The organism is Rhodanobacter terrae (assembly GCF_042657005.1).
In the GTDB taxonomy this organism is placed as follows: Bacteria; Pseudomonadota; Gammaproteobacteria; order Xanthomonadales; family Rhodanobacteraceae; genus Rhodanobacter; species Rhodanobacter terrae.
In genome coordinates this window covers 77,872-89,685 of sequence record NZ_JBHSNG010000012.1, presented here as the reverse complement: position 1 = coordinate 89,685, position 11,814 = coordinate 77,872, and the positions used below count along the sequence as shown (strand labels likewise).

Genomic DNA, 11,814 nt, shown 5'->3' with positions numbered 1-11,814 from the left:
AAACGAATGAGCGTTTTGGTCAACAAGAACACCAAGGTGATCGTGCAGGGCTTCACCGGCCAGCAGGGCACCTTCCATGCGCAACAGTGCCTCGACTACGGCACCAAGGTGGTCGGCGGCGTGACCCCGGGCAAGGGTGGTTCCGAACACATCGGACTGCCGGTCTTCAATTCGGTCGATGAGGCCGTGCTCGAAACCGGCGCCGATGCGTCGGTGATCTTCGTACCGCCGCCGTACGCGGCCGATTCGATCCTCGAAGCGATCGATGCCGGCATCAAGGTCATCGTGGCGATCACCGAAGGCATCCCGGTGCTCGACATGCTGCGCGTGAAGAACGTGCTGCAGCAGCATCCGGAGATCGTGCTGATCGGGCCCAACTGCCCCGGCATCATCACCCCGGGCGAGTGCAAGATCGGCATCATGCCGGGCCACATCCACATGCCGGGCAAGGTCGGCATCGTCTCGCGCTCCGGTACGCTGACCTATGAAGCCGTGTTCCAGACCACCAACGAAGGCCTGGGCCAGTCCACCTGCATCGGCATCGGCGGCGACCCGATCAACGGCCTCAGCTTCATCGACTGCCTGAAGCTGTTCCAGGACGACCCGCAGACCGAAGGCATCATCATGGTCGGCGAGATCGGCGGCAGCGCCGAGGAAGACGCCGCCGAGTTCATCGGCGAATACGTCAAGAAGCCGGTGGTCTCGTTCATCGCCGGCGCCTCGGCTCCGGCCGGCAAGCGCATGGGCCATGCCGGCGCGATCATCTCTGGCGGCAAGGGCACCGCCGCGGCGAAGTTCGCCGCGCTGGAGAAGGCGGGTGTCACCACGGTGAAGTCGCCGGCCGACCTCGGCAAGACCCTGGCGGGCCTGATGAAGAAGTAACCGGGTCGGCACGAACGGCAAGAGGAGGGCCGCGGTGACGCGGCCCTTTTTCTTTTTTGGGGCAATCCGGCGGTCAAGCGCGCTGTGGGTTTCGCAGGCCCCGGCGGGCGGCCAGCAGCAACACCGCCGTCACCGTCGACAGCGTGGCGGATCGGATCGACCAGTGCTGCCAGTACAGCGGCACGTCCAGCCAGCGGCCGGGAGCGATCGCCTGGAGCGTTCCTTCGGCGAACGGTTGTTCAAGCATGCTCTCGGGCGCCATCGCCCAGCCCATGCCCAGCGCTGCGCCCTCCACGAAGGCCGTGGACGAGGGCAGGTAGTGCATCGGCGGCGCCAGCCGGGCGCGCGTCACGCTATGGATGAAGCGCCACTGCAGCGCGTCCTTGCGGTTGAACACCAGCATCGGCGCCCGGCCCAGCGAGGCGGCGTCGACGCCGCGGGCGAAGTGACGCCCGACGAAGGCGGGGGACGCCACCGGCAGGTAGCGCATCACGCCCAGCTTCTGCGCGCTGCAGCCCTGCACCGGCCGCGCGACGGCGGTGACGGCGCCGAGCACCGAGCCGTCGCGCAACAGGTCGGTGGAATGGTCCTGGTCTTCCACGCGCACGTCGAACAGCATCTCGTGCTGCGCATGCAGGTCGGCCAGCGCGGACACAAACCAGGTGGCGAGCGAATCGGCGTTGACGGCGATCGCCACAGAGGCCGGTCCTGTGCCTGCCGACTCCACATGGAAGGCTTCCAGCGTTTCCGTTTCCAGCAGCCGCATCTGCCGCACGCTGCGCAGCAGCCGTTCGCCGGCAGGAGTGGCCGTGCAGGGCGCGCGGCGCAGGATCAACACCTGGCCCAGCCGATCCTCCAGCGCCTTGATCCGTTGCGAGATGGCCGATGGCGTCAGCGACAGCCGCTGCGCCGCGCCGTCGAAGCTGCCCTCTTCGAGCACGGCGGCGAAGGCGGCGAGCTGCGGATTGAGAAGACTCATATTCGGGTATCCGCATTTTGGTAGGAGCCCGCTGGCGGGCGATGCTCTTGTTTTGAATCTCCCAACCGACCATCAAAACAAGGGCATCGCCCGCCAGCGGGCTCCTACAAGATGGCGGCGCCGGCTCGGTCGAATCTGGTCGCGCACTGGGTACGCTTCCTTGGTGGATTAGCAGAACTGAACATGCTTAAGAATATTTAGTTTTACTAAATAGCGCACGTGCCCCAGGGTGGCGGCTCTTTCCCGAGAGATATCCGCATGTTTTCTTCGGCTTACCTGGCCGGGCTTGGTACCGGCGCGGGCCTGATCGTCGCCATCGGCGCGCAGAATGCCTTCGTGCTGCGGCAGGGACTGCAGCGCAACCACGTCGGTGCGGTGGTGCTGGTCTGCATCCTGGCGGACATCTGCCTGATACTGCTGGGGGTGACCGGCATGGGCCTGGCGGTGCAGCAGCATCCCGGCCTGCTGCAGTGGCTGTGCTATGCCGGCGCGATGTTTCTGGCCGCCTACGCGGTACTGGCGCTATGGCGCGCGTGGCGAGGCGAGAGCGGCCTGCAGCCGGTCGACGACGGGGCCGGGAGCCGGGGACGGGTCGTGCTGGCCTGCCTGGGCTTCACCTTGCTCAACCCTCACGTGTACCTGGACACGGTGGTGCTGCTGGGCAGCCTGTCCACCCAATACGACGGTGACGGGCACTGGGCGTTCGCCGCCGGTGCATCCACGGCCAGCGTGCTGTGGTTTCTATCGCTGGGCTATGGTGCGCGGGTGCTGCTGCCGGTCTTTCGCAGCCCCGTGGCGTGGCGGGCGTTCGATGTGGCTGTGGCGGCCTTCATGCTTACGCTGGCGCTGCTGTTGCTGGTCCATCGGTAGGTGGATACCCGGGATCCGTGGGCGCCTCGGGTATCATAGGGAGCTACCCCGAAACGCGGATCCACCGGCATGCCCTCCCTACGCCTCGCGCTTGCGCAGCTCGATTTCCCGGTCGGCGCGGTCGCGGCCAATGCGGCGAAAGTGGGCGACCTGATGGCCCGGGCGCGCGCAGGCGGCGCGGCGCTGGCGGTGTTTCCCGAGCTGACATTGAGCGGTTACCCGCCGGAGGACCTGCTGCTGCGTCCGAGTTTCCTCGCCGCCTGCCAGTGCGAGCTCGATGAGCTGGCCGGCGCCACCGATGGCGTGGCGGTGCTGGTGGGTCATCCGCACGGCGAGGGCGAGGTCTACAACGCCGCCAGCCTGCTGCGTGGCGGACGCATTGAGTTCACCACGCACAAGCAGGCGCTGCCCAACTACGGCGTGTTCGACGACAAGCGCTACTTCCGCCCCGGCAGCGACAGTGCCGTTGCGCTGATCCACGGCGTACGCGTTGGCGTGCTGATCTGCGAAGACATCTGGGAACCTGGGCCCGCTGCGAAGGCGGCTGCCGCCGGCGCCGAGCTGATCGTGGTGATCAATGCCTCGCCATGGGATGACGCCAAGCAGCGCGAGCGCGAACAGGTGCTGACGGCACGCGCGCAGGAAACCGGTTGCGCCATCATCTATCTCAACCTGATCGGCGGCCAGGACGAGGTGGTCTACGACGGCGGTTCGCTGCTGGTGAACGGCGACGCCAGCATCGCGGCGCGCGCGCCCAACTTCGTCGACGCGATGCTGTGGGCGGAGTTCGACAGCGAGACGCGCAGCTTGCATGCCGACGGCTGGCCCAGCGTGCCCGATGCGTCGCCCGAGGCCACGCTGTATGCCGCACTGGTGCGCGGCATCCGCGACTACATCGACAAGAACGGTTTTCCGGGCGTGCTGCTGGGCCTTTCCGGCGGCATCGATTCGGCGCTGACGCTGGCGCTGGCGGTGGATGCGCTGGGCCCCCAGCGCGTGACGGCGGTGATGATGCCCACGCGCTACACCTCGCAGCTGTCGCTGGACGGCGCCCGCGCGCAGGCCGAGCAGTTGGGCGTGGAGTATCACATCATCGACATCGAGCCGATGGTCGATGCCTTCCTCGGCGCACTGGCGCCCGCGTTCGCCGGCAAGCCGGCCGATACCACCGAGGAGAACCTGCAGTCGCGCACGCGCGGCGTGACGTTGATGGCGCTCTCCAACAAGCACGGCCGCCTGCTGCTGGCCACCGGCAACAAGAGCGAGATGGCGGTGGGCTACGCCACTCTGTATGGCGACATGTGCGGCGCCTACGCACCACTGAAGGATGTCTACAAGACCGTGGTCTATCGCTTGGCGCGCTGGCGCAATGGAGCCGCGATTCGGGGTACGGGATTGGGGATTCGACAGAGCGTACCCTCGCAAGACAGCGGCTTTTCGCGATTCCCGAATCTCCAATCTCCAATCCCTAACGAAGTCATCGACCGCCCGCCCTCCGCCGAACTGCGCGACAACCAGACCGACCAGGATTCGCTGCCGCCATACGACGAACTGGACGCGATACTCGCCCGTTTCATCGAAGGCGAACAATCGCAGGCCGAGATCGCCGCGCAGGGTTTTCATGCCGACACCGTGCGCCGCGTGGTGCGGCTGGTGCTGCTCAACGAGTTCAAGCGCCGGCAGTCGGCCCCGGGGCCGCGCGTGACCACGCGGGCGTTCGGTCGCGAGCGCCGCTATCCCATCACTTCCGGATGGCGTTGACCCTCGACGCAGACGATTTCATCGAAGTAGCCGGAGCCGAACCCGCAGGGCACAACTGCTCCCTCTCCCCACCGGGAAGAGGGTTGGGGTGAGGGTGTCGGGCTTGCGTGGCGCCACAAAAAAAGCCGGCGATAAAGCCGGCCCTGGTATGCATCAGAGCAAGCACCAGTCCCTCACCTCAGTCCTCGGCAATTGCTCCTTGCATTGCTCTACCTCCTGCGTCCATGCAGTCGTCTCCCCAAGGGAAGAGGAGGTAAACACCGATCAATGATGCGCCGAGAACGGCACCATCTTGCGCAAGGTGGACGGCGCATGCGGCCACTTGGCGTCGGTCAGGTAGGGATGGTTCGGGTAGTTCAGTGCCAGCACCTGGCGGGTCTGGTCGGCGAGGGTCTTCTGGTCCAGCGCCAGATAGCTGCGGGTGAGGATGGCCAGCGCGTCGCCGGTCTGCGGCGCCTGCTGGTAATGCTCGACCACGTATTGCGAACGATCGGCTGCGGCGACATAGGCCTTGTTGCGCAGATAGAACTCGGCCACGTTGATCTCGTACTGCGCCAGCACGTTGCGCAGGTAGATCATGCGCTGGCGCGCGTCGGCGGTATAGGCGCTGTCAGGAAAGCGCCGCGACAGCTCGGAGAAGTCGTCGAACGCCTGCAAGTTGTAGCCCTGATCGCGACGGGTCTGCGAACCTCCCAAGCCGACATAGCGCTCGATTACGCCGCTGGTGCGATCAAAATTGATCAGACCGCGCAGGTAATAGGCATAATCAACGTGTTTGTGGGTCGGATAGGTCTTGATGAACCGGTTCACGGTCGACAACGCATCATCCGGCTGGTTGTCCTTGTACTGCGAGTAGGCCAGATCGAGCTGGGCCTGTTCGTTGTACTCGCCAGACGGGAAGCGTGCGATCAGGCGCTGGTAGGCCTTGGTGGCCGCCGAGTAGTCGGCATTCTCAAGCGAGGCGTGCGCCTTGTTGTACAGCGCTTCCAGCGGCATGTTGTCGATGGTGTCGCGCTTCGATCCGAATATCGAACAGGCGCTCATCGACACCATGAGCGCGAGCACCGCTAGCATTTTCAGGGCAGGCAATTTGAACATCGGCAGCTTGGACAAGCCCATTGATAGGCGCATAGGAATGAATTCAGTATGTTTGAACGAAAAGGCATGATAGCCGAAACCGGCTGCAGCCCGCGGAGCGCGGCATGACCACGATCCGGCACGAGGCGGAGGTACCGCTGACCGCAGCTGGACGCAGGTTCGACCAGGCTCTGGCCGAGATGTTCCCGGATTATTCACGTTCGCGGCTCAGCGGCTGGATCAAGTCCGGCGCGGTGACGCTGGACGGGACACAGGCGCCGCCGCGGCAGCTGCTGCGCGGCGGCGAACAGGTGCGGCTGCAGGTCGAGCTGGAAAACGAGGTGACCAGTGCGCCGGAAGACATCGCGCTGGACATCGTGCATGAGGACGCGCACCTGCTGGTGTTGAACAAGCCGGCCGGACTGGTGGTGCATCCGGGTGCCGGCAACCCGGCGGGCACCTTGCTCAACGCGTTGCTGCATCACGATCCGAAGCTGGCCGAGTTGCCGCGTGCCGGCATCGTGCATCGGCTGGACAAGGACACCTCGGGCCTGATGGTGGTAGCGAGGACACTGCCGACGTATACCGCGCTGGTCGACCTGCTGTCGCGGCACGAGGTGGAGCGGCAGTACGAGGCGGTGGTGCTGGGCACGATGGTGGCCGGCGGCACGGTCGACGAGCCGATCGGCCGCAGCATGGGCGACCGCCTGCGCCAGGCGGTGCGCGACGAAGAGGACGGCAAGCGCGCGGTGACCCATTACCGGCTGCGCGAACGTTTTCGGGCGCACAGCTTGCTGCAATGCCAGCTAGAGACCGGCCGCACCCATCAGATCCGCGTGCACATGGCGCATATCGGCCATCCCCTGATCGGCGACCCGTTGTACGGCGGCGGCCTGAAGCTGCCCAAGGGTGCCGGTGCGGAGCTGATCGCCATGCTGCGCGGGTTCCGCCGCCAGGCATTGCACGCGGAGAAGCTGTCGTTCGTCCATCCGGCCACCGGCGAAGCATTATCGTTCGGTGCCGAGCGGCCGGCCGATCAATGGGCGCTGATCGAAGCGCTGCGCGGGGATCTGCTCGAATACGGCCCGGATCATTATTGAGTCAGGCGGAGGTGCCGCCGTGCGGCAGGCTTCGTTTAAGCTGTGCCATCCCCGTCCACCGATTTTCCCCGGATCATGACCGACACCTGGATATTTCCCGACTGGCCGGCGCCATCACGGGTGCATGCAGCCGTCACTACCCGGCTGGGGCCGGGCCTGTCGGCGGGTCCGTTCGAACGTTTCAATCTCGGCCTGCGCAGCGGCGATTCGCCCGATGCGGTGCATTCCAATCGCAGCGCGCTGCAGCAGGCGCTGGCGTTGCCGGCGTCGCCACGCTGGCTGCATCAGGTACATGGGGTCACGGTGGCCGAGCTGGGGCCGCTGCCCAGCCCGGACGAGCCGCAGGCGGATGCTGCGGTATCCCATATCCCCGGCACGGTGCTTTCGATCCTCACCGCCGACTGCCTGCCGGTGCTGTTGTGCGCCGACGATGGCAGCGAGATTGGCGCCGCGCACGCGGGCTGGCGCGGCGTGGCCGGCGGCGTGCTGGAAGCGACGGTGCAGCAGTTGCAGACGTCGCCGGCGCGATTGCTGGCATGGCTGGGACCGTGCATCGGGGCGGCTTCGTACGAAGTGGGCGAGGAGGTCCGCGCCGCATTCGTGGCGCACGACGCGACAGCAGCGGACCGTTTCGTGCCGAGCCGGCCCGGTCACTGGCAGTGCGATCTGGCGGGACTGGCGCGACAGCGCCTGGCGTCGGCAGGTGTCACGCGGATCCACGGCGGCGGTTTCGATACGTACGCCGACCCGAGGTTCTATTCCTATCGCCGCGATGGCGCGCACAGCGGCCGTTTCGCCAGTCTCATCTGGCTGGCGTAAGCGCGGGAACGCAAGAATCGAGAGCCGCTTATCTCGATGATTTGCGGTGACAAGCACTGGAAAATTCGGACTTGTTCAAGCTACTCCCCCAAGGAACGAAGTCCGCGGCGGTCGATAGAAAGATGCACACCGGCCCAGGCCTGCCTTGTGGGAGCGACTTCAGTCGCGATGGCTGCGGCAGCGGCCTGCAGCATCTCGGGGTTGCAGCGGCTCGATGCACAACCGGGCGGCGCAGTCGCGACTGAAGCCGCTCCCACATCGGCGACGAGCAGAAACTTGTCCAGACGTTCCTAGCGGCACAAGGCCTGCAGGTACGCAACGCGCCAGGCCGTGATGTCGTTTTTCTGCAGCACCGCCATCATCGCGTTCCAGCGCTCGCGCCGTTCGGCCAGCGGCATGTTGATCGCGCGTTCCAGCGCATCGGCGACTTCCTCGGCATCGGCAGGGTTCACCAGCAGCGCGTCGGTAAGTTCCTGTGCCGCGCCCGCGAAGCGTGACAGCACCAGCACCCCGGGATCGTCCGGGTCCTGGGAGGCCACGTACTCCTTGGCTACCAGGTTCATGCCGTCGCGCAACGGGGTCACCAGGCCGACCCGCGCGGTGCGGTAGTAACCGGTCAGCAGCCGGTGCGGGAACGACTTGTTGATGTAGCGGACCGGCGCCCAGTCCGGTGCGGCGTACTTGCCGTTGATGTGGCCGGCGCTGCGTTCCAGTTCGCGGCGGATCTCCCGGTATTCCAGCACCGCGCCGCGCGAGGGCGGCGCGATCTGCAGGAAAGTGATGCGTCGATGCAGTTCGGGCGCTCGCTCCAGCAGCCGCGCGTATGCCTGGAAGCGTTGCGGCAGACCCTTGGAATAGTCCAGGCGATCGACGCCGATGATCAGCAGGCGGCCTTCCAGACTGTCGCGCAGCTGGCCGATTTCCTTGTTCGACATGGCGGTGCGCGCCATTCCGGCCAGGCCCGCAGTGTCGATGCTGATCGGGAACGCGGCGGCGCGGAACAAGCGGCCGTTCGCGCTGCGCAAGCGCCCGTCGCGGCGCATCGTGGCGCCGGTCTCGTGCAGAAAATAGTCTTCCAGCGCGCGCAGGTCGCGGGCGGTATGCACGCCGATCAGGTCGTAGCTGGCCAGCGTCTCCAGCAGCTCGCGGTGGTTGGGCAGTGCGATTAGCAATCCGGCGGCCGGAAGCGGGGTGTGCAGGAAGAAGCCGATGCGGTTTTTCACGCCGCGCCGGCGCAGCATCGCGGCCAGCGGAATCAGGTGGTAGTCGTGCACCCAGATGATGTCGTCGCGCGCGATGAGCTGGCGCAGCCGATCGGCGAACAGTTCGTTGACCCGCAGGTAGCCGTGCAGATGGTCGCGCTGGTAATTCACCAGGTCAGGCCGGTAATGCAGCATCGGCCATAGCGTGCCGTTGGCGAAGCCGGCATAGAAGCTGTCGTGGTCGGCGCGCGACAGGTCGATGGTCGCGTAGTCGATTTTCGCGTCGTGCAACCGGTGCAGTTCGGCGCCGGTTTCGGCGGCAAGCTTGCCGCTCCAGCCGAACCAAAGGCCGCCGCGTTCGCGCAGCGCGGCCTGCAGTGCCGAGGCAAGCCCGCCGGGTGCGCTCTGGCGCGGCAGGGCGACGCGATTGGACACCACCACCAGGCGGCCGCCGGATGGACGCGGCGTGATCACAGCGCGTCCTCCCAGCGCCGCGACAGCCGCATCGCCGCCTGGATCAGGCCGACCAGCGAATAGGTCTGCGGGTAGTTGCCCCAGTGCTCGCCGCTGCTCGGCGCGATGTCCTCGGACAGCAGGCCCAGCGCGTTGCGCTGTTTCAGCATGTGCTCGAACATCATTCGCGCCCGCTCCTTTCGGCCGGTGGCGGCGAGCGCCTCGATGTACCAGAACGTGCAGATGTTGAAGCTGCTCTCGGGCGCGCCGAAGTCGTCCGGCGCGATATAGCGGAATAGGTAATCGCCACGGCCCAGGGCCGCGCCGATCGCGTCGACGGTGGCCACGAAGCGCGGATCGGTCGCGTCGATGAAGCCGATGTCGGCCAGCAGCAGCAGGCTGGCGTCCAGGTGTTCGCCATCGTAGGCATCGACGAAGTAGCCGAGCCGTTCGTTCCATGCGCGCGCCTCGATCCGGTCATGCAGCTGCACGGCTTCCTCGTGCCAGTACCGAGCACGGTCGCCCAGCCCAAGCTCGGTGGCGATGTGCGCAAGCCGGTCGCAGGCGGCCCAGCACATCGCGGCGGAATAGGTATGCACGGCGGAGCGGCCGCGGTATTCCCACAGCCCGGCATCGGTCTGCTCGGCCATGCGCAGCGCCATCGTGCCCATCCGCTCGAGCCGCCGAAACATCACCTCGTCGCCGCGATGTTCGAGCCGGACGTCGAAGAACAATTGTGCCGAGGCGAGGACCACCGAACCGTAGACATCGTTCTGGCGCTGCCGCCACGCATCGTTGCCCACCCGCACCGGGCCCATCCCCCGATAACCCCTGAGCGTGTCCACCTGGCGCTCGGGAAGTTCGTCTTCGAAGGTGATGCCGAACACCGGGCCAAGCTCAGTGGAGTCGTTGTTGTTGGCGACCAGGTTGAAGGCGAAGCTGATGTACTCCTCCATGGTGCGCGTGGCGCCCAGCCGGTTGAGCGCTCGCACGGTGAAGGCGGCGTCGCGCAGCCAGCAATAACGGTAATCCCAGTTGCGTGCGCTGCCTTCCGATTCCGGGATCGACGTGGTCAGCGCGGCCACGATCGCGCCGGTGGCTTCGTACTGGCACAGCTTCAACGTGATGGCCGCGCGGATCACCGCGGCCTGCCATTCGTATGGAATGGAGAGGTAGCGCACCCATTCGCGCCAGTAGTCCAGCGTGCGTTCCAGCGCCAGGTGCACGAAATCGGCCACGTTGTCGTTGAGTGTCTCGTCCGGGCCAAACACGAAATGCGCGGGCCGGTCGAGTCCGAACGGCAGGCCGCGCTCGATCATCGGCGTGGCCACGTCGCTGGTCAGCCGCTGCACTACATCGCTGAGCAGGTAGCGGATGTGATTGCTGCCCGAGGTGGTCTGCGCGGCGCGTGCGCCGTAGTCGCACAATGGGCGCATCCGGATGCGAATGCGTGGCGATCCGCTGATCGGAGTCACCCGGCGCGTCAGCATTTCCGGATGGTAGAAGCGCCCATTCGAGCGATAGCGCGGCGCGAAGTCGGTGACCTCGACAGCGCCCCCGTGGTGGTCGAACAAGCGCGTCACCAGCACCGCCGTATTGGCCAGATAGAACTGTTCGGCGCGTTCGAAATCCTCCAGCTCGATCGCCCAGTCGCCGCCTTCGGTCGTCGGCGAAAGCAGGGCACAGAAACTGGCGTCGGCATCGAAACGCGGCAGGCAGCACCAGGCGATGCGCGCCTGGCTGTCGATCAGCGCGGCGACACTGCCGTTGCCGATCACGCCAAGCTCAAGGCTGGCGCGCCGGATCTCCTTCCGGGGGATCTCCTTCGGGGATTCGGACATGGGTGGAGGCTCCGTGCGTGAGGGCGTCCAGGACGCGGGTCAGCCAGGCTTCCGCTGCGACGGGGCCAGCCAGGGTGAATGCGGCCAGGCTCGGTTCGCGCGCGCCGATCCGTACGCTGAGCCCGTGTCGAGCGTTGACGCTGGCGAACGCATGTTCGTCGGTAAGGTCGTCACCCAGGTAGACCGGGCGGCGACCGGCAAACGGCGCGCGCCGCAGCAATTCCAGCACCGCGCGACCCTTGTCCATGCCGGATGGCTTGAGTTCCAGCACCAGGTTGCCCGGCTGCAGTTCGTAGCCTGGCAGCTGCGCCATCAAGGCGATGGCCGCCTCGTGCAGGGCCGGCAGCTGCGCCGGTGCGCGGCGGCAATGCAAGGCCACCGCGGCGTGCTTGTCTTCCACCTGCACGCCGTCGAAGCGTGCGGCCAGCGTGCGCGCGACGTCGCGGATATGTGCTTGCGCTGCGGCAGCGACCGTGAAATGCCGGCAGCTGCCGTCGGCGTGGCGCAACTGCAAACCGTGCAAGCCGGCAGCGGCCCAGTGCGAAGAGGCGAACAGGCGGTCAAGGTCGGCCAGCTCGCGGCCGCTGACCAGGGCCAGCGCGCCGTCGAGGACCTGGCGCAGGGCATGCAGCAATGCCAGCAGCGGAGCGTCGGGTTGAACCGCCAGCGGGTCGTCGGCAAAGTCGAGCAAGGTGCCGTCGACGTCGAGGAAGATCGCCCAGCGCGCGGTGGCGTCGGGCAACGGGGGCGGCGGCAGCGGGTCGCGGGGCGCGATGGCGATAGCGGGAGTGGCCGGTGACATCGTTGTTACCCTAACAAACCGAATGTGA

General features: G+C 66.5%; 10 protein-coding genes. 5 read left to right on the top strand and 5 right to left on the bottom strand.

Annotation, left to right across the window (positions count from 1 at the left end):
- Positions 1 to 6 precede the first annotated feature (6 nt).
- The gene (gene sucD / locus ACFPPB_RS12555; RefSeq protein WP_072758375.1) at positions 7 to 882 is read left to right on the top strand and encodes a succinate--CoA ligase subunit alpha; all 876 of its coding nucleotides are present in this window, start codon (positions 7 to 9) and stop codon (positions 880 to 882) included.
- 73 nt (positions 883 to 955) lie between these two features.
- On the opposite strand, the gene ACFPPB_RS12550 is transcribed toward sucD, so the two are convergent.
- The gene (locus ACFPPB_RS12550; RefSeq protein WP_377327549.1) at positions 956 to 1,861 is read right to left on the bottom strand and encodes a LysR family transcriptional regulator ArgP; all 906 of its coding nucleotides are present in this window, start codon (positions 1,859 to 1,861) and stop codon (positions 956 to 958) included.
- Between the two features lie 258 nt (positions 1,862 to 2,119).
- On the opposite strand from ACFPPB_RS12550, the gene ACFPPB_RS12545 reads away from it, so the two are divergent.
- Both ACFPPB_RS12545 and ACFPPB_RS12540 read left to right on the top strand, forming a co-directional pair.
- Entirely contained in the window at positions 2,120 to 2,731 is a 612-nt protein-coding gene (locus tag ACFPPB_RS12545) for a LysE/ArgO family amino acid transporter (protein WP_377327547.1), read from the top strand.
- A gap of 69 nt (positions 2,732 to 2,800) precedes the next feature.
- Positions 2,801 to 4,492 carry an NAD+ synthase gene (locus ACFPPB_RS12540; RefSeq protein ID WP_377327545.1) on the top strand — a complete coding sequence of 564 codons (1,692 nt, stop codon included), beginning with the start codon at positions 2,801 to 2,803 and terminating at the stop codon, positions 4,490 to 4,492.
- Between the two features lie 264 nt (positions 4,493 to 4,756).
- Here ACFPPB_RS12540 and ACFPPB_RS12535 read toward each other — a convergent pair whose 3' ends face one another.
- Entirely contained in the window at positions 4,757 to 5,590 is an 834-nt protein-coding gene (locus ACFPPB_RS12535; protein WP_377327603.1) for an outer membrane protein assembly factor BamD, read from the bottom strand.
- A gap of 104 nt (positions 5,591 to 5,694) precedes the next feature.
- On the opposite strand from ACFPPB_RS12535, the gene rluD reads away from it, so the two are divergent.
- Both rluD and pgeF read left to right on the top strand, forming a co-directional pair.
- Positions 5,695 to 6,669 (top strand): 23S rRNA pseudouridine(1911/1915/1917) synthase RluD, encoded by a 975-nt coding sequence (rluD, locus tag ACFPPB_RS12530; RefSeq protein WP_377327543.1) that lies wholly within the window; start codon positions 5,695 to 5,697, stop codon positions 6,667 to 6,669.
- A 75-nt stretch (positions 6,670 to 6,744) separates the two neighbouring features.
- A complete protein-coding gene (gene pgeF / locus ACFPPB_RS12525; protein WP_377327541.1) occupies positions 6,745 to 7,488 on the top strand; it encodes a peptidoglycan editing factor PgeF in 744 nt (247 codons plus the stop codon).
- A 290-nt stretch (positions 7,489 to 7,778) separates the two neighbouring features.
- Here the strand turns inward: pgeF and otsA are convergent, their stop codons facing one another.
- From otsA to otsB, 3 genes are read right to left on the bottom strand one after another with little or no spacing between them, the layout of a single operon-like run.
- Positions 7,779 to 9,161, bottom strand: a complete 1,383-nt coding sequence (gene otsA / locus ACFPPB_RS12520) for an alpha,alpha-trehalose-phosphate synthase (UDP-forming) (protein WP_377327601.1) — start codon at positions 9,159 to 9,161, stop codon at positions 7,779 to 7,781.
- Complete coding sequence (locus ACFPPB_RS12515) at positions 9,161 to 10,984, bottom strand: glycoside hydrolase family 15 protein (protein ID WP_377327539.1); 1,824 nt, start codon at positions 10,982 to 10,984, stop codon at positions 9,161 to 9,163. The genes otsA and ACFPPB_RS12515 overlap by 1 nt, the downstream gene beginning before the upstream one ends.
- Positions 10,929 to 11,786: a trehalose-phosphatase gene (gene otsB / locus ACFPPB_RS12510; RefSeq protein ID WP_377327537.1), complete on the bottom strand. Its 858-nt coding sequence runs from the start codon at positions 11,784 to 11,786 to the stop codon at positions 10,929 to 10,931. The genes ACFPPB_RS12515 and otsB overlap by 56 nt, the downstream gene beginning before the upstream one ends.
- Positions 11,787 to 11,814: the final 28 nt, after the last annotated feature.